This is a genomic window from Parasphingomonas caseinilytica (assembly GCF_036663755.1).
Taxonomy (GTDB): Bacteria; Pseudomonadota; Alphaproteobacteria; order Sphingomonadales; family Sphingomonadaceae; genus Sphingomonas.
The window spans coordinates 154,724-181,148 of the sequence record NZ_JAXOJL010000004.1; the positions used below are offsets into that span (position 1 = coordinate 154,724).

Here is a 26,425-nt window from a genome sequence, read left to right on the forward strand (position 1 = left end):
ATCAGATATTTTGGTTAACATATTTCAACATGTCGTCGGTCGCGGAGATCATTTTCGAATTCACCTCGTACGCGCGCTGGGTTTCGATCATGTCGACCAGCTCTTCGACCACGTTGACGTTCGATGCCTCGAGCATGCCCTGGCGGATGCCGCCGCGGCCATCGACCCCGGCGATACCGAGATTCGCCGCACCGCTGCCGGCGGTTTCGGTCAGGTAATTGTCGCCACCCTGCAGCAACCCTTCGGAATTGGGAAAGCTGGCGACCTGGATCTGGCCGAGTTCGCTCGGCGTGGACTGGCCCGGGATGGTCGCCGACACGGTGCCGTCGGTGCCGATCGTGATCGCGGTGGCGCCCTGCGGCACGGTGATGCCGGGCATCACCTGATACCCTTCGGACGTGACCAGCAGCCCTTCGGGCGAGCGCGAGAAATTGCCTGCGCGGGTATAGCCCAAAGTGCCGCCGGGCATCTGCACCTGAAAATAGCCGTCGCCATCGAGCGCGAGATCGAGCGAATTGCCCGTCGTCTGCATCGAGCCCTGCGTGTCGATCCGCGCCGTGCCCTGGATACGCACGCCGGTGCCGAGGTTGAGGCCGGTGGCGTATTTGGTTTCCGCGGTGCTCGGCGCGCCGGGCGCCGTCACCGTCTGATAGGCCAAGGTCTCGAACGCGGCGCGATCGCGCTTGTAGCCCGTCGTATTGACGTTCGCGAGGTTGTTCGAAATCACGCGCATCCGCATATCCTGGGCGTCCAGGCCGGTGCGGGCGATGTGCATTGCTGCGCTGCTCATGGTCTCTTCCCCTGTTCGCTTAGGACGGCATGCGCATCAGGGATGCGCCGCTCTCGTCCATGGTCTTGGCCTCTTTCATGAGGTTGGCCTGAACCTCGTACGCGCGCTGATTCTCGATCATGTCGACCAGCGCCTGAGTCATGTTGACGTTCGATCCCTCCAGCGCGCCGCCGGTGACCTTGGCCTCCAGATCGTCGGGCAGCACACCGCCGCCCTTCACATGGAGGAGGTTGTCGAGGCCCTTCACGGTCTGCGACCCTTGCGTGCTGACCAGCTTCAGCTTGTCGATCACCTGCGGGTTCTTGGCATCGCCGCCGATCGGAATGATGCTGATCGTGCCGTCGCCGGAGATCGTCATCGACTGATAGGGCGGGATGGTGATCGGACCGCCCGATCCCATCACCGGAAAGCCGTCGCCCGTCTGCAATACGCCGGTTTCGGTCACCGACAGGTCGCCGCGCCGGGTATAGGCTTCGGTGCCGTCGGTCGCCTGTACGGTGAGCCAGCTATCGCCGGTCATCGCCACGTCGAGCGGACGGCCGGTCTGCTGGATCGCGCCCTGCTTGCGATCGGCGTCGATCACCTCTTCGGACGACGGGGTGCGGGCCTCGAAGCCCGCGCCCTTGATCTCGATCCGGTCGAACACGACGCGGTCGGCACGAAAGCCGATCGTCGAGGCGTTGGCCATATTGTTCGCGATCGCCGCCTGGGACGCCATATGCGCCTTCAGGCCCGATGCCGCGGTGTAGATCAGCTTGTCCATTCAGGCGCCCCGTCCGTCCGTTCGATCAGCTGCGGATGTTGAAGATGGTCTGCGAAATCTGGTTCGCGGTATCGAGCGCCTTGGCATTCGCCTGGAAGTTGCGCTGCGCCGCGATCAAATTGACCAGTTCCTCGGTGACATCGACGTTCGATCCCTCGATCGTGCCGGAGTTCAGCGAGCCATAGCCATTGTCATTGGCGCCGCCGAGCAAGGCCTGGCCGGAGATGCCGCTGGCCGACCAATAGCTGTTGCCGTTCTGGCGCAGACCGGCGGGATTTGTGAAATTGGCCAGCGCGACCTTGCCGAGCGGGATCGTGTCGCCGTTCGAGAAGCTGGCCGTGACGATGCCGGATTTGTCGACCGTGACGCCCGAAAGCTCGCCCACCGCCTTGCCGTCCTGGCTGCGTCCGGCGACCGCGAAGGCGCTGGCCTTCTGCGTCGATCCGGCGAGATCGAGCTTGACGCTCTGCGCCGCGCCGCCGGTGGTCGGCAGGAAGCTGTCATAGGCGATCGGTGCCGCCGGGGCGGTGAGATTGCCGTTGGTGTCGAACGTGACATTGGTCGGATTGGCCGATCCGCCGACGGTCAGCGCCTGATTGCCGACATAGGAGCGCACCGACCAAGTGTTGTCCGAGACGTGCGTGTAATAGTTCGTCATCGTCATCGCCTTGCCCGACGAATCGTAGATCGTCGTGGTGGTGGCGTTGTTGTAGGTCGAGGCGTTGAGCGGATCGAACGTGCCGGTCGGCACCGATGCCGTCGATTGCAGATTGACGCCCAGCGAGATCGCGGTCGTCGCCTTGGGCACGCCGCTGGTTTCCGGCAGGCGCAGATTGGTCAGCCCGTCGGCACCGGTCGCGGTGACGTTGCCGTCGCCATCGACCGGATAGACCTGCAGCGCGCTGCCCTGATCGTCGACCACGTTGTGGCTGGTCGGATCGACATGGAAGCTGCCGTTGCGGGTATAGTTGATCGCCGAGCTGAGCCCGTTGGTCTTGACCGCGAAGAAGCCGTCGCCGCTGATCGCGAGATCGAGCGAGGAGCCGGTGGTCTTCAGGCTGCCTTCCGAGAATTGCTGCGTATTGCCCTTCACCACCGTGCCCGAGCCGACCAGCTTGCGCGGATCGGTCTGGAGGTTGGAGGCGATGACGTCGGCGAAATCGGTGCGGCTCTTCTTGAAGCCGTCCGTGCCGACATTGGCGAGGTTGTGCGAGATGGTCGACATCTCGGTCTGGGCTGCCTGCAGGCCGCTGAGCGATGTGTAGAAGGACATGGGGGTGGTGCTCCTGGTTTAGGCGGTTCAGCCGATCTGGCGGACGTCGGTGATGGGGATCTGCCCGATGCCGGGCAGCGTGAGGACGGGCGAGCCGGAGGCCGGCATCGAGACGGACGCGACCGGCGCCCAGACGAGCGAGCGGCTGGCGATCTCGGCCCCGTCCTTGGCAGCGGTGACGACGACCTTGAACGGGCCGTTGCCGGCAGCCTCGCCCGCTTCGGTCTTGCCGTCCCAGTCGTAGGTCGCCGTGCCCTTGGATTGGGCCCCGAGCTGCAACGTCTTGAGGATCTGCCCGTCGGCCGACTGGATCGAGACGTTGACCTGGCTCGCGTCGCTATCCAGCTCTACCGCGCCGGCGATGCCGCCCGAGGTGCGGCCGTACGCGGTAGTGCCCGCGGTCAGCACGTTGCGACCGACATAGGCCATCGCATCGCTCTGGCTGGTGCCGGCGAGCTTGTCCGAAATCGCTTTCAGCGTCGTATTCATCTCGCCGATGCCGGCGACCGAGGAGAATTGCGCCATCTGCGCGACCATCTGCGTATTGTCGACGGGCGCGAACGGATCCTGGTTCTTCAGCTGCGCGGTCATCAGCTTCAGGAAATCGGCCTGGCCCAATGTCGAGGACTTCGCCGTCGCGGCATTCGCGGTGGTCGAGGCGGTGGTGCTGATGCCGAGGCTGCTCAGCGTGGTATCGAAACTGCTCATGATTATCGGCCCATCTTGAGGGTATCGAGGATCAGCGACTTGGCGGTCTGCATCACTTCGACATTGTTCTGGTAGCTGCGCGCGGTCTCCATCATGTCGACCAGCTCGCGGGTTTCATCGACCGCGCTTTCCCAGACGTTGCCGTCCTTGTCGGCCATCGGATGCGACGGATCGTAGCGCTTGGTCGGGCTGTTGCCGGCCGTGACGACGCTTTCGACATTGACCGTCGCGAGGCCGGTCGCCTTGTCGTATTCGGTGCGGAACACCGGCTTCATCGTGCGGTAGGCGGCGGCCTCGCTGGAGGCGACGCCGCCGGCATTGGCGAGGTTGGAGGCGGTCGTGTTCATGCGCAGCAGCTGCGCGGACATCGCCTTGCCGGCCACCTGGAAGATCGTCAGCGGATCGGCCATGTCTTATTCCCCTCTCAGCGCGCGGGTGAGCGTGTTGATGCGGCCGTTCAGGAACGACAGGGTCGTCTGATATTGCACGGCGTTCTCGGCGAAGGCGGTCTGTTCGGTGGAGAGCTCCACCGTGTTGCCGTCCATCGAGGGCGACATCGGATTGCGATACTTCACAGCATTGTTCATGCCGGCGGCGGAGAGCCCCCCCGGACCCTCCGCCGCCTGAAGCGCGACCTGGAAATCCAGATCCTTCGCCTTGAAACCCGGCGTGGAGGCGTTCGCGATGTTCGAGGCGAGCAGGCCCATGCGCTGCGAACGCACTTCGAGGGCTGCTCCATGAACTCCGAAAAGACTGTTCTCGTCCACCGTGTCGGTCTCCGCACGTCAGTGTGCGGGAAGGGATAAGCAATGGGCGTGCCAGTTGGCGGTGACGGGGCGGGAGCGGGAGTTTTTGCCGGAGTACGGCAAGGGCGGCGGCAAAGGGTTGCCGGGCGGCGGCAAGGGTTGGTGGGTTTGGGTTGGTCCCCATCCTCCGCCTCCACCGTCATTACCTTGCGAGTATCGTCATCCCAGCGAAGGCTGGGATCTCTGTGGGGCTGGCGACCCGCGCGCCTCATGGAGATCCCAGCCTTCGCTGGGATGACGGTCGGGCGGGCTGGGATGACGGATATTTGGACGCCAGCCATCAGAAAACTGGCCCGCCTCTTGCTACGTCGCTCGCGATGACACCCGATCTCGCCTCGACCCTCGCCCCGTTCCTCGATCCCGTTGCCGCGATCATCGTCGCCGGCGGCACGATGATCGCGGTGATCCTGCGCACGCCGCTCGGCGACCTGATCGGCGGGCTGGCGGCGCTTGGCGGCCTGCCGCGCCGCCGCTTCGATGCCGCGCCGTTGCTCGATCAGATCGCCGCGCTCGGCCGGATCGCGCGCCGGCATGGCGTGATGGCGCTCGACCGGTCGGTGATCGCCGACAAGGACGTCGCCGCCGCTGTTGCCGCCATCGTCGACGGTCAGGGACCGGACGACGTCGCCGCTTTGCTTCAGCATCACCGCCGCCAGCGGATCGAACGCCAGTTGTCCGCCGTCGAGATGTGGACCGGGGCCGCCGACGTCGCGCCGGCGATGGGGATGATCGGTACGCTGATCGGCCTGGTCGCAATGTTCACGCGGATGACCGATCCCAGCGCGATCGGCGCGGCGATGGCCGTCGCCCTGCTCGCCACCTTGTACGGCGCGATCATCGCCAATCTGTTCGCCGCGCCGATCGCCGCGCGGCTGAAACGCCACGCGCGCGTCGAGGCGGTCGAGCGCGCCCGGCTCGAAGCCCCGCTGGTCGCCCTGGCCTCGCGCGAGCGGCCGCGCTCCGCCGAACTGGTCCACGCGGCATGACGCTGGAGGACTTCCCCGACGAAGCGCCGGGCCGCCCGGCCTGGCTGATGACGCTGGCCGATCTCGCCCTGCTGCTGGTCGGCTTCTTCGTTTTCATCCAGGCGTCGCAGCATCTCGATCAGAAGGCCCTGGCCAAGGGCATTCGCGAGGGGTTCGGGACCGATACCGTCGTGCCGGAGCCGATGCCGGTCGCCGCCGCCGCGATGCTCAACTTCGCCCCCGGTTCGGCCGCGCTGCCATCCTCCCCCGCCGGGCTGATCGCCTGGGCACGCGAGGCGACGCGCGATCCGCGCGTCGTGCTGAAGATCAGCGGCGCGAGCGACGGATCGCCGTCCGACGTGGATGCGGCGACCGGCAACAGCGCCGTGCTCGCCGCCGATCGTGCCCGCGCGATCGCCGCCGAACTGGCCCGCGCGCATGCCGTGCCGCCGGGCCGCATGACGATCGTCAACGCCACCGGCGGCAAGAGCCGCTCGGTCACCGTCACCTTAGGCTTTGCAGGCGAACGGCAATGATCGGCCGCCCGGCAACCCCAACCTGCCGTTTCGAAGGAACCACGATGTACCGCCTGCTGCTTCCAGCCTTGCTCTGCGCGACGCCCGCTTTGGCCGCACCGGCATTTCAGGACACCGTTTCGCTCGATCGCGCGGTCGCCGCGTTCACCGGCCACGGCATCGGCAGCCAGGGCGGCGCGCGCAGCGTGGTCGATGCGCGGCTGAAGCTGGCGCAATGCCCCACCCTCGCCATGTCCTGGCGATCCGATGCGCATGATGCGGTGGTGGTCAGCTGCACCGGGCCGGAATGGCGCATCTTCGTGCCCGTGCTGTTCGCGCCGACCGAGACGAAACGGCCGATCGGACAGGCCGCCGCCTTCGCCCCGCCGGTCAAGGTCGAGCCCGTCATCAAGCGTGGCGACCCGGTCACGATCGCCGCCGGATCGAGCGGTTTTTCGATCACGCGCGAGGGCATTGCGCTGGCCGATGCCGCACCCGGCGCGCGCTTCCTGGTCAAGGTCGAGAATGCCAAGAACCCGGTCCAGGCCGTCGCCGTGCAGAGCGGCCGCGCCACCCTTCCCGGCTGGAACGAATAATCGTGTTAAAGCTTTTCCGCGCCCCGTCGTTTATCCCTGTGTGGCATGACCCGGAAAGGGGCGAACATGGTGGATCCTCTCGGCGTAAGGCCGGTACAAACGAGCGAGCGTATCGCGCCCGTCGCACGTGTCGTGCCGACGGCAGCGGTCGCGCCGACAGCAACGAACGAGACGCAGGCCGGGGCTGTCAGCCAGTCGGCCGTGGTGAGCAATGCGAAGGAATCCGCCGCCAGCGCGCCGGTCGATCTGGATCGCGTCGCGCGAATCCGCAAGGCGATCGCGGACGGCAACTTCCCGATCTACCCCTCCACGATCGCGGATCGGTTGATCGCATCGAAATACGATTGGCTGCGCAATGACGCACAATGATTTGCGGCGCGACGCGCTGATCGGCGTGATCGAGTCGCTCCATCAAGAGATCGCGGCGCTCAAGAGCAACGATATCGTCGCGCTGGAACGCGCGACGCACGAGAAACTGCAGGGCATCGAAGCGGTTGCCGCCTTGGGTACCGGCCCGGCCGGCCCAGACCTGCGCGTGCTGGCGGATGAGGCCAATCGGCTGAACGAAACCTGCCGCATCTACGTCAATCTGATGGCGGCAAATGTTCGCCGCCGCCTGCAAACCCTGACCGGCGATGCCGGTGCCGCCTACCGGCCGAGCCCGGTGATGCGCGCCTACGCCTGATTTTCAACCGTCATGCTGAACTCGTTTCAGCATCCAGGCGCGGTCCTTACCCTCACTGATACTGTCTAATAGGCCGCTGATCGCGCCTAGATCCTGAAACAAGTTCAGGATGACGCGGTTCTACCGTTGGATCGACGCAACGCACCCTCTGCAACTGGCACGCTCCTTGCTGATGCGACCCTTGAACAAGGTCAACCAGCCGAGGATCGATGAGCTTCAACCCTTTCGCCGTCACTGCCGCCACGAAAAGCGTTTCCGCCCAATCGGCGATCGCGCTGGCGAGCCAGAAGACCGGCGTCGATTTCTCCTATCTGATGGGCCAGGCGCAGCTGGAAAGCGGCATGCGCACCGATGCCAGGGCCGGCACCTCCAGCGCCTCCGGCCTGTACCAGTTCATCGACCAGAGCTGGCTGCGCGTGATGAAGCAGCATGGCGCCGAACACGGCATGTCCTGGGCGTCCGACGCGATCTCCACGACCAGCAGCGGCAAGATGACGGTCAGCGATCCCGAAACGCGCCGCGCGATCCTGAACCTGCGCAACGATCCGCAGACCGCATCGCTGATGGCCGCCGAACACGCCTCCGACAACAAGGACGCGCTCGAAAGCACGCTCGGCCGCGATGCGACGGGCACCGATCTGTACATGGCGCACTTCCTCGGCCTGGGCGGCGCGAAATCGTTTCTGAGAAACATGGCGAGCAGTCCGGATCGTTCCGCCGCGAGCCTGTTTCCAGCTGCCGCACGGGCCAATCACAACGTCTTCTATAATTCCAACGGTCAGGCGCGGTCGCTGAGCGACGTCTATGATCGCTTCGCCGCCAAACTCGACAAGGGCGCGGGCGTCGCCGCCGGTACCGCCAGCGGACTGTTCGACAACAACCCGACGGTGATGGCGTCGGCCGCGCTGGAGATCGACGGCTCCACCGTCATCCCCGGCAATGGCGAGGATAGCGGCACGCAGAGCGCCAGCGCCTGGGCCAAAGCAACGCTCGACCAGTTCGCAGGCCGGGCCGGGGGCCAAGGCGCGGGCAGCGACAAAAGCCAGATGGCCAGTCTGATCCGCCCGACGCCGGCCAGTGCGCGGCTGGCGTATATGATGCTCTCGACGATGGGCGCGTAACCGATGGCCGCTGCCGCACTCAAACCCAATTCTCGCGGGGGCCGCATATTGCCGCTGCTGCGCTCGTCGGCGCTGCCGCTGGCGACGTTGCTGCTCGTCGTCCTGATGGTCGTCCCGATCCCGACCGCGATCCTCGACATATTCTTCATCATGAACATCGCGATCAGCCTCGCGGTGCTGATGGTCGCGTTGAATGCGCAAAAGCCGCTCGATTTCTCCGCCTTCCCAACGGTGCTGCTGTTCGCCACCCTGTTCCGCCTCGGCCTGAACGTCGCATCGACGCGCGTCGTGCTGGGGCACGGGCATGAGGGCGAAGCGGCGGCGGGCCATGTGATCGAGGCGTTCGGCACGTTCGTGATCGGTGGCGATTACATCGTCGGCCTGTTCGTGTTCGCGATCCTCGTCATCATCAACATGATCGTCGTCACCAAGGGCGCGGGCCGCGTGTCGGAAGTCAGCGCGCGCTTCACGCTCGATGCTTTGCCCGGCAAGCAGATGGCGATCGACGCCGATCTAAACGCCGGCCTGATCACGCCAGACGAAGCCAAGGCGCGCCGCGTCGAAGTCTCGACCGAGGCGGATTTCTACGGTTCGATGGACGGTTCGTCCAAGTTCGTGAAGGGCGATGCGGTCGCCGGTCTGCTGATCCTGTTCGCCAATATCGCCGGTGGCCTGATCCTGGGGCCGGTGAGCCACGGCATGTCGATCGGCGCTGCGGCACACACCTATGTGCTGCTGGCGATCGGCGACGCGCTCGTCGCGCAGATCCCGTCGCTGTTGCTGTCGATCGCCGCCGCTGCGATCGTCACCCGGGTCACCTCGTCGCAGGATCTCGCCGGTCAGATCGGCGGCCAGTTCGCCTCGGCACGGACCTGGACCCCGGTCGCGATCATCCTCGGCCTGCTCGGTTTGATGCCGGGCATGCCGCATCTGATCATCCTGCCCGCCGCCGCCATTGCCGGGTTCGCCGCGTACAAGCTGAACCAGAAGGCCAAGCGCCCCGCCCCCGTGGAGATCGTCACCGCCGAGCCGGTCGACCAGTCGAAGATCGGCTGGGAGGAAGTGACCGATACGATGCAGGTCAATCTCGATATCGGTTACGGCCTGGTGCCGCTGGTCGACGAACGACGGGGTGCGCCGCTGATGGGCCGGATCACCGGCGTCCGCCGCCAGCTGTCGAAGGAACTCGGCTTCGTCGTGCCGCAGGTGCGCGTGCGCGACGACATCAACATGGCGCCGTTCGCCTATCGCATCGTCGTCGGTGGCGTGGTGCTGGGCGAAGACAGTGTTTCGCCCGAGGAGATGCTCGCACTCGATACCGGCCAAGCGATCGGCACACTGATCGGCAAGACGGCCAAGGATCCGACCTTCGGGCTGGACGCGGTATGGATCGCGCCGGGCGACGCCGATGCCGCGACGGGCGCAGGCTATCTCGTGGTCGATCCCGGCACGGTGGTCGCCACGCATCTGAACCACATGCTCGGCAGCCATGCGTCCGACCTGCTCGGGCAGGACGAGGTGCAGAGCCTGCTCGATGGTCTGAAGGATCGCGCCGCCAGTCTGGTCGCGGCCCTGTCGCCCAACCCGCTGCCGCTGACGACGCTAACGCAGGTGCTGAAGGGGCTGCTCGCCGAGAACGTGCCGCTGAAGGAATTCCGCCGCATCGCGCAGGCGATCGCGGTCGCGGCGCAGAAGACGCTGGATGCCGACGAGATCATCGAACTGATCCGCCCCGAACTCGGCGGGCTGATCATCGGCAAGGTGTGCGGCGTGCGCGAGCCGTTGCGCGTGATGACGCTGGAGGGACAATTGGAAGGTCTGCTGGGACAGGCGGTCAGGAGCGATCCGTCGCGCCGCCACACGATCGAACCCGATCTCGGCCGTCGCATCGTCGATGCGTTGCAACAGGCGGCCAACCCGCTGATCGCCGAGGCCAAGCCGTTCGTCTTGGTCGTGCAACCGGCGATCCGCGTCGCGATCCGCAAATTGGTCAAGACGATCCTACCCGATACGCCGGTGATGAGTTTCTTCGAGGTGCCGGAGGAAAAGGCCGTCGAGGTCGTCGCCGTGATCGGCGCTCCGCAGGCGCTGGCCGCATGACCGCGCTTCCCACTCCGGGCGCCTTTGCCGGCGCGGCCCCGCTGACCTACGGGCGAAGCGGTCCGGCGGCGGATCTGAACGCGCTCGCCCGCAAGCATCTGCCGCTGATCCGGCGCGTCGCCTGGCACGTGCATGGCAGCATGAGCAGCGCGGTCGAGGTCGAGGATCTGATCCAGATCGGGCTGGTCGCCCTGGTCGAGGCCGCGTCCGGCTTCGAGGATCGCGGACAGGTGACGTTCGAACAATATCTGCTGACGCGGGTGCGCGGATCGATGATCGACGCGCTGCGCCGGCAGGCGACGCTGACGCGCGGCGCGATGCAGCGGCGACGCGCCTATAACGACGCCGTCAAGGCGCTGACCACGGAAACCGGCATCAAGCCGAACGACCACATCATTGCGGAAAGGCTCGGCGTGACCCTCGAGAAATTGCGGCTGGATTATTCGGCGGCCGAACCCCTGCGCTTCGAATCGATCGACGAAGTCTATGCCGACGATCAACCGTGGTTCGCCAGCGACGATGCCGATGCGTTCGAACAGCTTTCGGAGAGCGAGTTGCGGGGCGCATTGATCGCAGCGATCGGCGCCCTGCCCGAACGCGAGGCGCAGGTGGTGCAGCTTTATTACGTCGAGGAGCTGAATCTGGAGGAGATCGGCCTCGTTCTGGGCGTCGGCGCGGCGCGCGTGTGCCAGATCAAGGCCAGCGCGCATCAGCGGTTGAAGAAGGCCTTGGGCAACGGGGTCTGATCGAAGACAACTAGCGCCGCGTTAACCTATCGAATATCATATCCTATGCATATTCCTTTACCGCTGACGTCCTAAGTCAGGGTCGAGGCGGCTGTTTGGCGGCCGCCATGGCTGCCGGACCGATGACCGATATGGACGAATCCTTCACTCACCGTCCCGCCCAGACGCCGGATGCCGCCCCCTTCGACCGGGCAGTTGCCCTCGCCGATATCGATGCCCTGCTCGATAAGGCGACGGGTGTGCGGCGTTTCCTGCCGGCGCTGGAAATGGTATTTCAGGCCGAGCTGGCCTCGGCGCGGATCAGGCGTTTCCTGACTGTCGGTCTCCTCGGCATTCTCGCCTACAACTCGTTCCTGATCCCTGATGCCGTCCTGATGCCGGACATCATGCGCGCGATCTTCGAGATCCAGCTGTTCATCGTTTCGCCGTTCATCAGCGCGATGTTATGGGCGATGACGAAACGCATCCTGGCGCCGGAAATCTGCGTGACGGCCGCACTGCTGGCGATCATCGCCAGTGTCGCATTGTTTCTCTACATGTCCCATGCGCCCTATTCGTATCTGTTGATCTATACCGTCCCGGTATGCCTCGCGTTCGGCAATGTCGTCCTGCCGCTGCCGTTTCGCATGTCGCTGGCGTTCACCGTGTTCTGCATCGCCTCCACCTCGCTCGTGATGATCTCGCGCCCCGATTGGGATGCGTTGCTCAGCCCGTTCGCCCTGATCGTGAACGCCAATTGTGCGGCGTATATGCTGATCGGCACCTATCGCATGGAGGCGAGCGAGCGCCGGGCCTTTCTGTTCAACCAGCGCGAGGGGCTGCGCGCGGAAACGCTGGCCGAAAGCAACCGGCTGCTCGAAACCCTGTCCAACACCGATGTTCTGACCGGGCTGGCCAATCGTCGTCATTTCGATGCCGCGTTCATGCAGCGCTGTACGACGGAGCCGGATGTGGACGCGCTCAGCGTGCTGATGATCGATATCGACCGGTTCAAGGCGCTCAACGATACGTTCGGCCACGATGCGGGCGATCGGGCGCTGAAACTGGTCGCCGACTGCCTGGTGCGCCATGCGCCGTCCGACGCGACCGTCGCACGCTATGGCGGCGAGGAATTCATCGTGCTGCTGCCGGCCAGCGGCATCGCCCACGCCCGGTCCTGCGCCGAAGTGTTGCGGATCGCCATCGCCCGGATCGCCGACGGGGTGTCGCTGCATCAATTGCCGACCAAGGTGACGGTCAGCATCGGCCTGGCCAGCGCGACATCCGCCGCCGATGTCCAGCCGGCGGCGTTCATCAAGGCGGCGGATCAGGCCCTGTACCGCGCCAAGGCCAATGGCAGGAACCGGATCGAATGGGCCTCCGGACTGGCACCGGCGGAAACGCCGCAGGAGCAGGATGCGGTGGCGGCCTGACTTATCCTTCGAAGCCCCTCCCCTGAAGGGAGGGGCTCAGGTCGCGTTAAAAGAACAGTTTCCGCACCGTCAGCTTCACCGTCCGCCCCAACGGATCGAGGTAATCCGGCTGGAAGCCCACCGGCGTCGCGCCGGTCGCGTCGGTCACACGCTGTCGACTGTTGAAGACGTTGTCCACGCCGATGCTGATCCGCGCGCCGCGCAGCCACGGGTGCTTCTTGACCAGATCGAGCCGCTGGCCGAGATCGGCGAACAGGCGGAGGTTCGCCGTGGCGAGACCGCTGAAATTGAGCAGTTCGGGCGCGGCGACGGTGCCGCCGTTGACGCTGGTGCCGCTGGCCCAATTGCCCGACAGACGCGCGCCCAATCCGTTGTTCGAATAGCCCGCCTGCACCTCGACCTCATGCCGCGGCTGCCCGCCGCTGCCGCCGATCGCGTCGCCGTTGAGCAGATCGAGACGCGGGCCGCCATTGGCCACCGTTACCCGATCGGTGAAGTGCCAGGTGTGATAGACCGCGAAGTTCAGCCGGCCGCCGCCCTGACCGCCGCGCCCGCCACCGAAACCGCCACCGCCCGGTCCGCCGAACCCGCCGCCGCGCCCTGCACCACCGGCACCCGGCCCACCCGGTGCGCCGCCCGGGCCGCCGCCCGGACCACCAGGCCCGCCAGGTGCACCGCCTTCGCCACCCGGACGGCGACCGGGAAAGGTCATGCCCGCGAACGGATTCGGCCCGGTGCCGGCGCGGAACGCCTCCAGTTCCTTCTGGATCTTCGATTTCAGCGGCGCGGAGAAATTGAAGCCCCAGCGCAATTCGGAACTGTTGCTTTCGGCATAATTGATCGGCCGCGCGTCGATCGACAACAGATTGCCGCCGGCATCGCGCACGAAGCGTTGCGGGAAGGCCGCCTCGATCGCGGCGGTCGGCGTGGGAAAGGAAGCGATCGGGTTTTCGGTGCGCGTCGTCACATAGCTCGCGTTGAGGCTGAAATCCTTCTTGCTCCACGGCTTCACCGTCAGGCCCAGACGCATCACATGCTTGTTGTCGGCGATCAGGTTGCGATTGCCGCCGCTCAGCCGCGTGATCGTTGCGGTGGTGCCCTTCACATAATCGAACACGCGGACGTTTGCGGTGCTGATCTGCGGATCGCCGAGCTGGTTGGCGCTCGGGGCCTCGTCCTGATCGGTGAACGAGGCGATGAAGCGCACCGCATCGACCGGTGCCCAGTTCGCGCCATAGCCGATCGTGGTCAGCGTGCCGAAATCCGACAGGTGATCGGCTGCGAGATTGAAATTGGCCGAGAGCTGGCCGAGGAACGGCAGCACGTCCTTGCCCCGGCTGGAGATCGGCAGATCGACGTTGATCTGGCCGTTGACGATATCGCGCGGCACGTCGCCGGGCTGCTGCGCCACGCCCAGCCGGGTCGATTCGCTGGTGAAATCGCTGGTCGAGGCTCCCACGCGGATGCTGCTCGTCACCTTGCCGGCGGGCAACGAGAACAGATTGCCGGTGAACAAGGCATCCGCGCCCGCCACGTTCGACGTGGACGTCGCGCGGTTGCCGGCCCGCGTCTGCAAGGTCGCCGGATCGACCGCGACATCGGTATAGGTCTTGGAACGCACGCGATCGTAATTGCCGGTCAGCGACCAGCGCCACGTGCTGATATCGCCGTTGAACGTCGTGCCGAGATGCGTGGTGAGCGACGTATTGCGCTGCGCCAGCGGATCGCGACCGAGCGTACCCGTCGGGTCGGTCAGGCCATTCAGGCCGGTGCCGTCGCTGGTTTCGACCCGGGCGTTCACCGTCGCACCGACATTGCCGAAGATGTTGCGGGCGTGGCTGGCATTGGCGCTGAAGCTGCGCGAGGATCCGAGCAGGGTGCGATAGGGGCGCTGGTCGACGACGTCGGTGGCGACCGGCAGGATATCGCGTTCCGCCTCGGTCAGCGCGCTGCTGCGCGTATATTCGAGATGCGCGTTGGTGCGCTTGTCCTGCGCGATCTTGAGCAGATCGAGTTCGCCATTGGGCGTGTTGCGCCCGCCCTCGGTCGCCTGGCGATCGCTCAGTTCGACCGTCGCGGCGCGAAAGCGGCGGCGCAGCACGAAGTTCACCACTTTCTGGTCGGCACGATAGCCGTATTTCAGCGCGACCTCCTCGGGCAGGATGTCGACGCGCTGGATCGCCTCGGTCGGCAGATCGCGGATTTCGGCGAAGCTGGAGATGCGGCGGCCGTTGAGCAGCACCACCGGCTGCCCGCCGCGACCGCTGGTCGTCTGGGGCGCGAGTTCGGTGAGCAGTTCGGCGACCGATCCGACGCCGTAGGAGCGGATGTCGGCCGGGCTCAATTGCTGTTCGGGCGGAATATCGCCGATCACCGCGCCCTGCTGACGCTGCCCGGTCACGACGATCTCGGTATCGTCGCCTTCGCCCTGCTCCTGAACGGGGGCCGCCACGGGAGCGGTGGGAGCCGTGGGTGCGGGGGCCTGTTGTGCCTGTGCCGCCATCGGCACGCCGCCGAGCACAGCCAGCAAACCCAGATTCGATACGCGCATCACAGTCTCCGAACATCCGTCGCGCAGCCGGTAGCGGGCAATTGTCGCAAGAATGTGCCGAAGCCGCGCAATATCTTTTCGAACCGGCGAAAAGCAAAAACCCCGGCAGCCTGTCGGCCACCGGGGTTCTCGCTTGCCCTTCGCATCGGGTGGGAAGGAAGGGCCCGGTCGGCCACCAGCACCCATAGGGGGGCGGTGCCGGGGCCGCTTCCGATCCTTAACGCAGGAGCGAGAGCACGCTCTGCTGCGACTGGTTCGCCTGAGCGAGCATCGCGGTCGATGCCTGGCTCAGGATCTGCGACTTGGCGAGGTTGGTCGTTTCGGCCGAGAAATCGGCGTCCTCGATCCGGCTGCGCGCGTCGGTCAGGTTCGTGACGTTCGAGGTCAGGTTGTTGACCACCGACTGCAGGCGGTTCTGCGACGCACCGAGCGAAGCACGAGCGGTGTTGACCGTGGTCAGTGCCGTGTCGAGCGTGGCGAGAGCGGTCGAAGCGTCGCCGGCATCGGCAATGCTGACACCGGTCGCGGCCGTGAGATCGAGCGCGGTCAGCTTCAGGGTAACCGTGTCCGCCGCATTCGCGCCGACCTGGATCTTGACGTTGCCGTCGGCAGCGGCGCCGGCCGAACCGTCGAACAGGTTGACGTTGTTGAACTTCGAATTGGCGACGATGTCGGTGATCTGACCCGTCAATTCGGTGACTTCGGCCTGCAGGTTGGTGCGGTCGTCGTTCGAATAGGTGCCCGATGCCGACTGCACGGCCAGTTCGCGGATACGCTGCAGCATGTTGGTCACTTCGCCCAGGCCGCCTTCAGCCGTCTGCGCCATCGACATGCCGTCGTTGGCGTTGCGGACCGCCTGGTTCATGCCCTTGATCTGCGAGGTCATCGACGATGCGATGGCGAGGCCGGCTGCGTCGTCCTTGGCCGAATTGATGCGCTTGCCGGTCGACAGGCGTTCGATGCTCTGCTGCAGGCTCATGTTGGCGGCAGTCGATGCGTTCGACGCGCGCAACGACGCGATGTTGGTTCCGATTACAGTCATGTCAAAGTCTCCGTGTGTGACCTGACGATCCCCGCCGCCCCCTAGCGGAGGGCTGAGCCGTCAGCAGGGATAACGACCGCCCGACGCCGACATTAAGCCATTTCAGTTCAAAAAGTTTTTGCCCTCGCGTGTCGCAGGTGCGCGCGAGCCTACGCTCGCGCGTAGGAGAACCGCGCGGGGGAGCGGGCGGCGCGCCCGGAAATATTTTGCCGGGCGGCAATATACTTAATCCGCTGTTTACCACCTTGGCCGCATTCACCCCTCACACGAAGGGGAATTCCATGCGCCCGCCAGTTACTACGCCTACCCGTACAATCGTTCCGTCGGCAGCCATCCTGCGGCAGAATTATGCCCTGGTCTCCGGCCTGCGCGCGCAGGGTTTCGCGGTGCGCGACATGGACGGCAAGGCGCAGGCAGGCGACCTGTTCCTCGTCGCGGACGGCGAGACGCCCCCCGCCCCGGCCCGCACGGTGATCGTCGGTGAGGACGGCCGCTACGTCCAGCCATCGCGCGCCGGCAGCCCGGCACGCATCGCGTTCCATGCGGACGACAGTGCGGTCGGCAACGGTTTCGTCCGCGCGTTGATCGCCGGTGCCGAAGCACCGACCGCCGCCGACCCCGAGAGCCTGGCGCTGTACGCGCTGGCCGAACGCGTCGCCGCGGCCGACATCACGGTGCTGATCAACGGCCCCACCGGCACCGGCAAGGAAGTGCTGGCGCGCCATATCCATCTGTCGTCGGAACGCCGCGACGGCCCGTTCATCGCGATCAACTGCGCCGCTTTGCCCGAGACGATGCTCGAAGCCCTGCTGTTCGGCCACCAGAAGGGCGCGTTCACCGGCGCATCGTCGGGCGGCGAGGGCTTCTTTCGCGCCGCGAACGGCGGCACGTTGCTGCTCGACGAGATCGCCGAGATGCCGATCCAGCTCCAGGCCAAGCTGCTGCGCGCGTTGCAAGAGCGCGAGGTGGTGCCGATCGGCGCCTCCACGCCCGAGAAGATCGACGTCCGCGTCATCGCCTGCGCCAACCGCGATTTGCAGACCGAAGTGGCCGAGGGCCGCTTCCGCGCCGATCTCTATTACCGCCTGTCGGTCTTTCCGCTGAGCACCCGCCCGCTGAACGAGCGCCGTCAGGATATTCCCGCGCTCGCCGCGACGATGATCCTGCGCCATGCCGGCACGCGCGCCATCGTGCCGTGGCCGGATGCCGGCGCGGTCGCGGCGCTGACCGGGCATGACTGGCCGGGCAATGTCCGCGAACTCGAAAACGTCATCCAGCGCGCTTTGCTGCTGTGCGGCGGCGACACGATCTCGGTCGATCACATCATCTTCGATCGGCCCGCCGCACAGCCGCAGCACATTGCGGCGAACGACCAGCCGTCCACGTTAGGCAACATCGTCCAGATGCACGAATTCCAGGCGATCCGCGAAACGCTGGCCGCGTGCGGCGGCAGCCGGATCGAGACGGCCAAGCGCCTCGGCATTTCGGAGCGCACGTTGCGCTATCGCCTCGCCAAGGCACGCGAGCAGGGTGAGACGATCACGCCCGCCGCAAATCAGGCCGCCTGGGCATGAGCGTCGGGGGTATCGGGGCGCCGATGGGCGTCGATCGGGTGATGGCGCTGCGCGCGCAGATCCTCGAACGCAATCAGGCGCTGGCCCGCGCCAACACCGCCGCCGGCGCACCGGCCGCCACCGAAGCGAAGCCGACCAGCTTCACCTCGGCGATGGAGGATGCGCTGAAGAGCGTGAACGAGGGCCAGCAAAAGGCCAGCGACCTCTCCGCATCCTACGAACGCGGCGAGACTGTCGATATCGCCAAGGTGATGCTCGCCCGTCAGCAGGCCAGTGTCGGCTTCGAGGCGACCCTGCAGGTCCGCAACAAACTCCTGTCCGCCTACAAGGACATCATGAGCATGCCGGTATAAACCATGAGCAACGCCCTCATCCCCAACAGCGCCGTTCCCGAACGGTTCGCCAACCCGCTGCAGCAGATCTCCGGCTTCATGGGCCAGCCCGCGGTGCGCCGCAGCCTGCCGATGATCCTGATGCTCGGCCTGATCGGTGCCGCCGTCCTCGCCTGGATGACTTTGGCCGCCGCGCCGCAGAAGATCCTGTTCGGACAATTGGCCGATGCCGACAAGGCTTCGGTCACGCAGGCGCTGGAACAGGCGAACATCAGTTCCAAGATCGACAATGCCGGCGCGCTGACCGTCAACGAGGACGATTACGCCCGCGCCAAGATGCTGCTCGCCGGACAGGGCCTGCCCAAGGCGACGCCGGGCGGGTATGCGATCCTCGATCAGCTGCCGATGGGCGTGTCCCGCGCGGTGGAGGGCGAACGCCTGCGTCAGGCGCGCGAGACCGAACTGGCCCGCTCGATCGAGGAGATCGACGCGGTGGCCGAGGCGCGCGTGCATCTCGCCACGCCGGAAGCATCGGTGTTCGTGCGCGACAATGCCGCCCCGTCCGCCTCGGTGATCCTGAAATTGCAGACCGGCCGCACCTTGACCGACGCACAGGTCAATTCGGTAATCAATCTGGTCGCATCCTCCGTGCCCGGCATGAAGGCGGATGCGGTGACGATCGTCGATCAGATGGGTGGATTGCTGACCAAGGCCTCGGGCCAGAGCGATCGCGGTGCCGCTGGCGACGAGCGCATCGCGTTTCAGCGCCGGATCGAGGACAAATATCGCGCGCAGGTCGTGCAATTGCTCACGCCGCTGGTCGGCGCCGGCAATTTCTCCACCGAAGTACAGGCCGATGTCGATCTCGACGAGACTCAGGCGACGCGCGAATCCTATGAAAAGCAGGGTGCCTTGCGCGCCGAACAGGGCAATTGGACCGGCAACCAGCCGGAAGGGTCGGGCCAGCAGCCCGGCGGTATTCCGGGTGCGCTGTCGAACACGCCGCCCGCCGCATCGACGCTGAACGCGCCGAATGGCAAACCCGCACCTGCCCCTACCCCCGCGCCCGGTGCCCCCGGCGCCCCCGGCGCCACGGGCAATGCACCCGCGCCGACGATGAAGCAGAGCGACCAGTTCGCCCGCGCTTATGATCTCGGCAAGGAAGTGTCGGTCACCCGCGCCGCGCCGGGCGGGGTGAAGCGCCTGTCGGTCGCCGTGCTGCTGCGCGACGTGGAAACCGCCAAGCCGCGCAGCCCGGTCGAGATCCAGCAGATCACGCAGCTCGTGCAGACCGCGGTCGGCTATACCCAGACGCGCGGCGATCAGGTGACGGTGATCAGCCGCAAGTTCGCCGGTGCCACCGCCATGGCCGACAAGCCGGCCTGGTACGACAATGCCTGGCTGCCGATCATCGCGCGCAACGTCACCGCGATCGTCATCGCCTTGCTCGTGCTGATGCTAGGCGTGCGGCCGCTGGCCAAGGCGCTGATGAAGAAGCGCGAGGAGGCACCCCGTCCGGCGCTCGGCCGTGACATGGGCGGCGCGATGAACGGTGGCGCGATGGGCGGTGACGGTCAGCCCGGCCATCCGCCGATCGGCATCGACCAGATCGCCGGCGCGCAGAATTATGACGACCGCATCGGCATGGTGCGCGGCTTCACGCGCGACAATCCGGCGCGCGCCGCGCTCGCCGTCCGGGACATGATCAAGTCATGAACGCACCGATCCGCAACTATACCGGCGTCGAACGCGCCGCCGTGCTGATGATGCTGGTCGGCGAGGAGGAGGCGGCTGCGATCCTGCAGAAGCTCGATCCCGAGGAAGTCCGCCAGCTCGGCAAGGCGATGTTCGCGGTGGCCGATGTCAGCGAAAGCGAAGTGGAATTCGTGCTCGACGATTTCGTCGGTAAGGCGCGCGAACGGACCGGCATCAGCTTCGATCCGCGCCCGCAGATCGAGGCGGTGATGACGCGCGCTCTGGGCCAGGAGCGTGCCGACAGCGTGCTGTCGCGCATCGTGCCGACCGAGGATGCGTGCCAGATCGACCTGCTCGACTGGCTCGACGCGCCCGAAATCGCCGGCATGATCGAAAAGGAACATCCGCAAATCGCCGCCGTGCTGATCGCCAATCTCGATCCCGCGATCGGCGCGCAGGTGCTGGAACTGCTGCCCGACGGCGTGCAGCCCGATATCCTGCACCGCATCGCCAAATTGGGGCCGATCACGCCCGAAGCGATCGAGACCTTGACGACGATGCTCGCCAACCATTCGGGATCGCCCAAGGCCTCGGCCGGAATGACGATGGGCGGCACGCGCGACGCGGCGAAGATCCTGTCGAGCGGGCGCAAGGCGACCGAGCAGCGCGTGATGCCCAAATTGTTCAAGATCGATCGCGAGGTTGCCAAGGCGATCGAGGAGGCGATGTTCGTCTTCGACAATTTGCTCGAGCTGGACGACAAGAATCTGGGCACGCTGATCCGCAATGTCGACGGCGACGTGCTGACGCGCGCGCTGAAGGGCGTGGACGAAAGCATCCGCAACCGCTTCCTCGGCTGCATGTCGAGCCGCGCGGCCGACGGTATCCGCGACGAGATGGAATCGCGCGGCCCGATGAAGCTTGCCGAAGTGCTCGATGCGCAGAAGGTGATGATCCAGATCGCGCGCAACCTGGCCAAGGACGGCACGATCCAGATGGGTGGTGGCGAGGACGATTATGTCTGATCTGTCCCCCAGCTTTCAGGCCGGCTTTTCCGCAAGACACGACGCCGCGGCGCAGGTGCTGCATCAGGCGTTCGATCGTTCGAACGAAGGTTTCGCCGCCTACGATCTACGCGAACGCGCGAGCCGATCCGGGCCGGTAGGCTTTTCGCCGCAGGCGTCGAACCCCAGGCATTTCTCTCCGGAAAATCCGGGCGCCAATCCGACCGAAGGCTGGGACCCGTTCGATGCGAGTGCACCGCATTTCGTCGATCCCGTCGCCACCGCGCATGCCGCCGGCTATGCCGAGGGTATCGCCGCTGCTTTGGCCGAAGTCGGCGAAACGGGCGAGCGCGACCGCGCGCTGCTGATCAAATTGGGTGAGGCTCTGCGCGCCGACGATCGGCTCGATCGGGATCGGATGGCGCGGCAACTGCGCCAGACGGTGCTGTTCCTCGTCTCCAAACTGGTCGGCGAGATCGGCGTTGCGCCCGACATGCTGGCCAACCGGATCGACGCGGCGGCGGACATGCTCGCCGACAGCGCCGAATCCGCGATGCTGCGCGTCCACCCCGACGATGTCGCGCTGCTGGAAGGCAAATTGCCGCGCAGCGTGTTCGCGGTCGGCGATGCGGCGGTGGCGCGGGGCAGTTTCGTACTCGAATCCGCCTCGACGATCGTCGAGGACGGGCCGGAATTGTGGCTGGAACAATTGGCGATGGCGATCGATCGCGTCGCGGTGCCGCAGGCGTGAAGCGAGCAGCATGTTGAACCGTTTCACCGAAGACTATCTCGAATCGCTGGCACGCTCGGATTTCGCGCCGAAGCCGAAAGTATCGGGGCGGCTCGCCTCGTTCGACGGTTTGCTGATGGAGGCGGTCGGGCTGCAATTGCCGGTCGGCACCGTCTGTCAGGTCGGCGGCGCGACTGGTTCCGGGGGCACGGGCGTCGAGGCCGAGGTGATCGGTTTCCGCAACGGCCGCACGCTGCTGATGAATCTCGGCGGCCCGGCGCCGCTGCTGCCGCAAGCGCCGGTGCGCCCGCTCGGCGCGCCCGGCGAGGCGGAAGTCGGCGAGGCCTTGCTCGGGCGCGTGGTGGATGGCGCGGGCAAGCCGATCGACGGGCTCGGGCCCATTCGCGGCGCGGGCCGCTGGCCGATCGCGGGCAAGCTGCAATCGCCGCTCGATCGCGGGCGCGTGCTGAAGCCGATGGACGTCGGCGTGCGCGCGATCAACGGCTTGCTGACGATCGGACAAGGGCAGCGCATCGGCATCATGGCCGGTTCGGGTGTCGGCAAATCGGTGTTGCTCGGCATGATCGTGCGTGCGGCGCAGGCCGACGTGATCGTGATCGGGCTGATCGGCGAACGATCCCGCGAAGTCGCCGATTTCCTGGAGACCAAGGTCGCCGGCGCGGCACGGGCGCGCTCCGTCGTCGTCGCCGTGCCCGCCAACCATTCGCCGGTGCTGCGTATCCGCGGCGCGCTGCGCACCCACGCCATTGCCGAGGCGTTCCGCGCCGAGGGCAAGCGCGTGCTGCTGATCATGGATTCGCTGACCCGAGTTGCGCATGCCGGTCGCGAGATCGGGCTGGCGCTGGGCGAGCCGGCCTCGGCGCGCGGCTATCCGCCGTCGGCCATCGCGATGCTGCCCAATCTGATCGAACGCGCGGGCACCGACGTGCATAGCGGCGGATCGATCACCGCGATCTACACCGTCCTCGCCGACGGCGACGACGGCAACGACCCCGTGGTCGATTCGGCGCGGTCGATCCTCGACGGGCATATCGTGCTCAGCCGGCAACTGGCCGAGCGCGGCGTGTATCCCGCGATCGATCTCGGCCCGTCCGTGTCGCGCGTGATGACCGATATCGCCGAGCGCCCGCACATCATGGCCGCGCGCGTGCTGCGCCGGCATCTCGCGACGTACGAGGAGAATCGCGATCTGGTGCTGATGGGGGCGTATCGCTCCGGCGCCGATCCGGCGATCGACGCGGCGATCGCCTGCCATCCGGCGGTGATGGAATATATCAAGCAGGATCCCGACGAGATCGTGTCGCTCGACGATTCCGTGACCGAACTGGTCGGCGTATTCGGGGATGCTTAAGACCAAGAAGCTCGATCGCATCCTGAAGGTGCGGACGTTGCAACTGGGGCTGGTGCGGGCAGAAGAAGCGCGCGCCAACGAACGCTTCGCGGGCGAGGTGAATCTGCGCAACCGCATCGCGCAACTGGCCGATGGAATCGCGCCGGCGGCGGAAGTTGGCAAAGGTGGCGCGCTCGGCGCCGCTGCGCATTTTCGGGACCGGCTCCAACAATCCGCCGAGGCGGCCGATGGACGGATGCGCGCGGCCGAGCATGTCGCGGCGCAGGCCGCCGAAAAGACCCGCGAGGCGAAGCGCGACCAGACCGCGATCGAAAAGCTGCTGGGCCGCGCCGCCGCCGAGGATGCGCTGAAAGCGGTTCGCGCGCTGGAGGCCGCCCCGCCCACGCGCAAAGTTCGGCACGATCCTTGCTGATTGCTCGGAGGGCGACGTTCGCCCGGGGGGTTCTGCATGATCGCATTATCGACATCCGTTTCGCCACCGCCGCCCAAGGGTGTGCCTGTGCCGCCGGCAAGCGCCGCGACGGGTGATTTCCCGGCCACGCTGGCCGGGCTGACCGACGCGTCGGCCAAAGAAAAAACTTTTGTTTCGCCGGGACTTCCGAGCCGCACGGCCAAGCCCGGACTGCCCGACGTGTCCCGGTCGAGCGATCCCGGGACACCGGTCTCGCTGGCCGCTTTTCTCGACGGTGCCGCCGGCGACGCAGCGCCCGTCGCACTGCCCGGCGCGAAGGGGCAGGATGTTGCCGCGAACGGCAAGACCTTGCCTGCCGATCCGGCCGACGAGGATGCGTCGAAAGACGTGATCTGGCTGCCGACGGCGTTCGCGCTGCCGATCCAGCTGCCGGTGTCGCAGCCGCGCGGCCTGCCGAAATTCGGTGGCCCCGTCGCGCCGGCCGGCGGAGACGTGCCGCCCGCGGCCGGGCCGGTGCTGACCATGCCTGCACCGATCGCGCCGGACATCCTCGTCGCGGGCGACGGCGGAAAACCACCAGCCCTCACGATGCCCGCGCAGGTCGCGCCGGACGTCCTGATCGCGGGCGATGCCGGCCCCTCGCCGACCCCGCGCACGATTCCTGTTTCCGTTTCGCTCGACATCCAGAAGGTGGATGTACCGCTGCGCACCGACGCCACCGCGCCGGTCGCCATCCCCAATGCCCGAACCCAGGCAGCGGTCGCGCAACCGGCGGGCCAGGTCTTCGCCGCCGCGATCGCCTCCGTCGTGCAGCAAGCGCGACGCGACGAGCGTGAGCCGATCGAGCAACGCACGCCGACGACGATCGCCGCCACCGCGCTCGAGGCGCTTCACGTCAACGCCATCACCGCCACCGCCGACGCAAAGCACGCCGCACTCGACCTGAAGCAGGATAGCGGTCTGCAGGGCATGATCGATCATATCGAAACGCTGCGCGACGGCGCCGATGCGAACGATACGCGGATCCGGCTCGTCCCCGACGCGCTCGGCGCGGTCGACGTGTCGGTGCGCAAGGATGGCGAGCGCGTGCATGTCCACTTCGCCGCCGAGAATCGCGCCAGCGCGCAATTGCTGAGCGACGCCCAGCCGCGCCTTGCCGAACTGGCCGAGGCACGCGGCGTGAAGCTGGGCCAGACCAGCGTCGATTCCGGGCAGGGCCAGGCGCGCCAGCAGCACCAGCCCAATCCGATCCTCTCCACGCGCCCGGCCTCCGCACGCCGGACCGCCGATCTCGACACCACCGATTCGCGAATCGCCTGAACGAAGGACTGACCCATGAGCGACAAGACCGAAGACGCCGCCGCCCCGAAGAAAAAAGGCGGCATTATGAAGAAGCTGATCATCGCGATCGTCGCGCTGGTCGTCGTCGGCGGGGGCGTGGGCGGGGGGCTGTACGCCACCGGCTTCATCCCGCACGGCAATACCAAGGCCGGGCCGGAGCCGACCGGCCCGCAACTCGTGCCCAAAAGCGAGCAGAAGCGCCTGAGCGCCGCCGCCGGCGGTGAGGGCGGCGAAGGCAAGGCCGCCGGCAAAGCGGCACCATCGGGCACCGGCGGCGAGAAATACGCCTCCAATTATTATGCGATGGAAAAGGAATTCACGTCGAACCTGCAGGACAGCGTCCATTTCATCCAGGTCGGCCTCGCCATCTCCACGCCGTATGACGATACCGTCATCGACAATATCAAGACCGACGAGATCGCGGTGCGATCCGCCATCCTGATGACGCTGAGCGACACGACCGAGGAGCAGGTGTTTTCGACCGACGGGAAGAAGCAATTGCAGCTCCGTCTGGTCAAGGCGATCAACGACACGCTGAAGGAAAAGGAAGGATTCGGCGGCGTTGGTAACGTCTACTTTACCAATTTTGTTGTTCAGTGAACATCGATGGTTAACGAGGGTTCACAACTGGCAGGCGATCGGCGGGAACGGAACCGTCCGGAGGTGGCTGAAACCACCCTGGGCGTGGCCAATCTCAACCCGTTCGGCGACCTGCACACGCTGCAGCATCTCTCCGCGCGCCTGGCGCGGGGGATGCGCGCGGTGTTCGAACCCCTGTTGCGCAAGGAATGCCGCAGCTTCGCCGAACCTCTGGTGGTGCAGCGCTTTGCCGATTACCGCGCGGAACGCCCCGACGGCCTGACCGCCTGGTTACCGCTGATGATGAACGCGCCGGGAAACCTTGGCGCAAATCCCGGGGCCAATCCCGGCGGCGGACAGGCGATGATCGTGCTCGACGGGCGCTTCGTGATGGAAGTGCTCGACCTGTTCTTCGGCGGCACCGGCGCGACGCCGCATGAGCTGCCGGCCGAATTCACCCCCGCCGCCGAGGCGATGATCGCGCGGCTCGGCATGATGATCGCCGATCCGCTGAAGGCCGCCTGGGAGCCGCTGGCGCGCATCGATTTCGTCCCCGGCCATGTCGAGGCCAACCCGGCCATGATCCAGGGCCTGGACGGCGACGACGCCGTGGTCGTCACCCGCTTCGGCATCGCCGCCGGCATCACCAAGCCGGTGTTCGTCGACATCGTCTATCCCGTCGCCGCGCTGAAGCCGCACACGCCGTCACTGATCGGCAAGGTCCACGCCAAGACCGCCGCGCCCGATCCGGCCTGGCGCAACGGCCTGACGCGCGCGGCGATGAACGTGAAATTCCCGGTCCGCTCGGTGCTGGCCGAGCCGATGGTGCCGCTGTCCGTCCTGATGGACCTGAAGCCCGGCGACGTCATTCCGATCAGCTTCGGCGCGGAAGTGCCGGTGATGGTCGGCGGCGACCGGCTTGGCTTCGGCACGGTCGGCACGTCCAACGGCAAGGCCGCGATCCGGCTCAATTCGATCACCCGTAATGTTGAGGATTTCCAATGAACGACATGACCGGGTCCTTCCCGATCGATGGCCAGATCCCGATGGGACTGGCGGCCAATTTCCGGCTGCTTCAGGATGTCGACGTCAAGCTGACGGTGGAGATCGGATCGACGCAGCTAAGCCTGCGCGAACTGCTGGCGCTGGGTGAATCCAGCGTGATCGAACTCGATCGCCAGGCCAACGAACTGCTCGACGTGTTCGTCAACGGCACGCTGATCGGGCGTGGCGAGGTGGTGACGGTCGGCGATCGCTTCGGCGTGCGCATGACCGAGCTGGTCTCGCCCGAGAAGCGGGCCTGATCCGCCATG

At 66.3% G+C, this 26,425-nt stretch carries 28 protein-coding genes; 20 read left to right on the forward strand and 8 right to left on the reverse strand.

Features of this window, described 5'->3' with window-relative positions; genetic code table 11:
* Nucleotide 1: 1 nt before the first annotated feature.
* The 6 genes from flgG to flgB are packed head-to-tail and all read right to left on the reverse strand — an operon-like array spanning nucleotide 2 to nucleotide 4,241.
* Complete coding sequence (flgG, locus tag U1738_RS10680; RefSeq protein WP_332789040.1) at nucleotides 2-790, reverse strand: flagellar basal-body rod protein FlgG; 789 nt, start codon at nucleotides 788-790, stop codon at nucleotides 2-4.
* A 19-nt stretch (nucleotides 791-809) separates the two neighbouring features.
* A complete protein-coding gene (gene flgF, locus U1738_RS10685; RefSeq protein WP_332789041.1) occupies nucleotides 810-1,553 on the reverse strand; it encodes a flagellar basal-body rod protein FlgF in 744 nt (247 codons plus the stop codon).
* A 25-nt stretch (nucleotides 1,554-1,578) separates the two neighbouring features.
* Nucleotides 1,579-2,826 (reverse strand): flagellar hook protein FlgE, encoded by a 1,248-nt coding sequence (locus U1738_RS10690; RefSeq protein ID WP_332789042.1) that lies wholly within the window; start codon nucleotides 2,824-2,826, stop codon nucleotides 1,579-1,581.
* A gap of 27 nt (nucleotides 2,827-2,853) precedes the next feature.
* On the reverse strand, nucleotides 2,854-3,534 hold the full coding sequence (locus tag U1738_RS10695) for a flagellar hook assembly protein FlgD (RefSeq protein ID WP_332789043.1): 681 nt from the start codon (nucleotides 3,532-3,534) through the stop codon (nucleotides 2,854-2,856).
* A gap of 2 nt (nucleotides 3,535-3,536) precedes the next feature.
* Nucleotides 3,537-3,944: a flagellar basal body rod protein FlgC gene (gene flgC / locus U1738_RS10700; protein WP_055775010.1), complete on the reverse strand. Its 408-nt coding sequence runs from the start codon at nucleotides 3,942-3,944 to the stop codon at nucleotides 3,537-3,539.
* Between the two features lie 3 nt (nucleotides 3,945-3,947).
* Nucleotides 3,948-4,241: a flagellar basal body rod protein FlgB gene (gene flgB, locus U1738_RS10705; RefSeq protein ID WP_443027006.1), complete on the reverse strand. Its 294-nt coding sequence runs from the start codon at nucleotides 4,239-4,241 to the stop codon at nucleotides 3,948-3,950.
* A 416-nt stretch (nucleotides 4,242-4,657) separates the two neighbouring features.
* Between flgB and U1738_RS10710 the strand changes: the two genes are divergently transcribed.
* The 9 genes from U1738_RS10710 (at nucleotide 4,658) to U1738_RS10750 (ending at nucleotide 12,480) form a co-directional block, all read left to right on the forward strand.
* Nucleotides 4,658-5,326 carry a motility protein A gene (locus tag U1738_RS10710; protein WP_332789045.1) on the forward strand — a complete coding sequence of 223 codons (669 nt, stop codon included), beginning with the start codon at nucleotides 4,658-4,660 and terminating at the stop codon, nucleotides 5,324-5,326.
* Nucleotides 5,323-5,841 (forward strand): flagellar motor protein MotB, encoded by a 519-nt coding sequence (locus U1738_RS10715; RefSeq protein WP_332789046.1) that lies wholly within the window; start codon nucleotides 5,323-5,325, stop codon nucleotides 5,839-5,841. The genes U1738_RS10710 and U1738_RS10715 overlap by 4 nt, the downstream gene beginning before the upstream one ends.
* A 44-nt stretch (nucleotides 5,842-5,885) precedes the next feature.
* Nucleotides 5,886-6,416 carry a flagella basal body P-ring formation protein FlgA gene (locus U1738_RS10720; protein WP_332789047.1) on the forward strand — a complete coding sequence of 177 codons (531 nt, stop codon included), beginning with the start codon at nucleotides 5,886-5,888 and terminating at the stop codon, nucleotides 6,414-6,416.
* 66 nt (nucleotides 6,417-6,482) lie between these two features.
* Nucleotides 6,483-6,785: a flagellar biosynthesis anti-sigma factor FlgM gene (gene flgM, locus U1738_RS10725; protein ID WP_332789048.1), complete on the forward strand. Its 303-nt coding sequence runs from the start codon at nucleotides 6,483-6,485 to the stop codon at nucleotides 6,783-6,785.
* Complete coding sequence (locus tag U1738_RS10730; protein ID WP_332789049.1) at nucleotides 6,772-7,101, forward strand: flagellar protein FlgN; 330 nt, start codon at nucleotides 6,772-6,774, stop codon at nucleotides 7,099-7,101. The genes flgM and U1738_RS10730 overlap by 14 nt, the downstream gene beginning before the upstream one ends.
* Nucleotides 7,102-7,310: 209 nt before the next feature.
* On the forward strand, nucleotides 7,311-8,222 hold the full coding sequence (locus U1738_RS10735) for a lytic transglycosylase domain-containing protein (protein WP_332789050.1): 912 nt from the start codon (nucleotides 7,311-7,313) through the stop codon (nucleotides 8,220-8,222).
* 3 nt (nucleotides 8,223-8,225) lie between these two features.
* A complete protein-coding gene (gene flhA, locus U1738_RS10740) occupies nucleotides 8,226-10,322 on the forward strand; it encodes a flagellar biosynthesis protein FlhA (RefSeq protein WP_332789051.1) in 2,097 nt (698 codons plus the stop codon).
* On the forward strand, nucleotides 10,319-11,068 hold the full coding sequence (locus tag U1738_RS10745) for a sigma-70 family RNA polymerase sigma factor (RefSeq protein WP_332789052.1): 750 nt from the start codon (nucleotides 10,319-10,321) through the stop codon (nucleotides 11,066-11,068). Before flhA ends, U1738_RS10745 begins: the two co-directional genes overlap by 4 nt.
* A gap of 107 nt (nucleotides 11,069-11,175) precedes the next feature.
* Nucleotides 11,176-12,480, forward strand: a complete 1,305-nt coding sequence (locus U1738_RS10750) for a GGDEF domain-containing protein (RefSeq protein WP_332789053.1) — start codon at nucleotides 11,176-11,178, stop codon at nucleotides 12,478-12,480.
* A 46-nt stretch (nucleotides 12,481-12,526) separates the two neighbouring features.
* On the opposite strand, the gene U1738_RS10755 is transcribed toward U1738_RS10750, so the two are convergent.
* Nucleotides 12,527-15,031, reverse strand: a complete 2,505-nt coding sequence (locus tag U1738_RS10755; protein WP_332789054.1) for a TonB-dependent receptor — start codon at nucleotides 15,029-15,031, stop codon at nucleotides 12,527-12,529.
* A gap of 217 nt (nucleotides 15,032-15,248) precedes the next feature.
* Nucleotides 15,249-16,073: a flagellin N-terminal helical domain-containing protein gene (locus U1738_RS10760; RefSeq protein ID WP_332789055.1), complete on the reverse strand. Its 825-nt coding sequence runs from the start codon at nucleotides 16,071-16,073 to the stop codon at nucleotides 15,249-15,251.
* Nucleotides 16,074-16,354: 281 nt separating this feature from the next.
* On the opposite strand from U1738_RS10760, the gene U1738_RS10765 reads away from it, so the two are divergent.
* From U1738_RS10765 to fliN, 11 genes are read left to right on the forward strand one after another with little or no spacing between them, the layout of a single operon-like run.
* On the forward strand, nucleotides 16,355-17,647 hold the full coding sequence (locus tag U1738_RS10765; protein ID WP_332789056.1) for a sigma-54 interaction domain-containing protein: 1,293 nt from the start codon (nucleotides 16,355-16,357) through the stop codon (nucleotides 17,645-17,647).
* Entirely contained in the window at nucleotides 17,644-18,000 is a 357-nt protein-coding gene (gene fliE / locus U1738_RS10770) for a flagellar hook-basal body complex protein FliE (protein WP_332789057.1), read from the forward strand. The genes U1738_RS10765 and fliE overlap by 4 nt, the downstream gene beginning before the upstream one ends.
* Before the next feature lie 3 nt (nucleotides 18,001-18,003).
* Nucleotides 18,004-19,695 (forward strand): flagellar basal-body MS-ring/collar protein FliF, encoded by a 1,692-nt coding sequence (gene fliF, locus U1738_RS10775; RefSeq protein ID WP_332789058.1) that lies wholly within the window; start codon nucleotides 18,004-18,006, stop codon nucleotides 19,693-19,695.
* Complete coding sequence (fliG, locus tag U1738_RS10780) at nucleotides 19,692-20,699, forward strand: flagellar motor switch protein FliG (RefSeq protein ID WP_332789059.1); 1,008 nt, start codon at nucleotides 19,692-19,694, stop codon at nucleotides 20,697-20,699. The genes fliF and fliG overlap by 4 nt, the downstream gene beginning before the upstream one ends.
* On the forward strand, nucleotides 20,692-21,429 hold the full coding sequence (locus U1738_RS10785; RefSeq protein WP_332789060.1) for a FliH/SctL family protein: 738 nt from the start codon (nucleotides 20,692-20,694) through the stop codon (nucleotides 21,427-21,429). The genes fliG and U1738_RS10785 overlap by 8 nt, the downstream gene beginning before the upstream one ends.
* A 10-nt stretch (nucleotides 21,430-21,439) precedes the next feature.
* Complete coding sequence (locus U1738_RS10790) at nucleotides 21,440-22,780, forward strand: FliI/YscN family ATPase (RefSeq protein ID WP_332789061.1); 1,341 nt, start codon at nucleotides 21,440-21,442, stop codon at nucleotides 22,778-22,780.
* Entirely contained in the window at nucleotides 22,773-23,192 is a 420-nt protein-coding gene (locus U1738_RS10795) for a hypothetical protein (RefSeq protein WP_332789062.1), read from the forward strand. The genes U1738_RS10790 and U1738_RS10795 overlap by 8 nt, the downstream gene beginning before the upstream one ends.
* Before the next feature lie 36 nt (nucleotides 23,193-23,228).
* The gene (locus U1738_RS10800) at nucleotides 23,229-24,512 is read left to right on the forward strand and encodes a flagellar hook-length control protein FliK (protein WP_332789063.1); all 1,284 of its coding nucleotides are present in this window, start codon (nucleotides 23,229-23,231) and stop codon (nucleotides 24,510-24,512) included.
* 15 nt (nucleotides 24,513-24,527) lie between these two features.
* Nucleotides 24,528-25,133, forward strand: a complete 606-nt coding sequence (locus U1738_RS10805) for a flagellar basal body-associated FliL family protein (protein ID WP_332789064.1) — start codon at nucleotides 24,528-24,530, stop codon at nucleotides 25,131-25,133.
* 6 nt (nucleotides 25,134-25,139) lie between these two features.
* The gene (locus U1738_RS10810) at nucleotides 25,140-26,117 is read left to right on the forward strand and encodes a flagellar motor switch protein FliM (protein WP_332789065.1); all 978 of its coding nucleotides are present in this window, start codon (nucleotides 25,140-25,142) and stop codon (nucleotides 26,115-26,117) included.
* Nucleotides 26,114-26,416 (forward strand): flagellar motor switch protein FliN, encoded by a 303-nt coding sequence (gene fliN / locus U1738_RS10815; protein WP_332789066.1) that lies wholly within the window; start codon nucleotides 26,114-26,116, stop codon nucleotides 26,414-26,416. The genes U1738_RS10810 and fliN overlap by 4 nt, the downstream gene beginning before the upstream one ends.
* Nucleotides 26,417-26,425 lie beyond the last annotated feature (9 nt).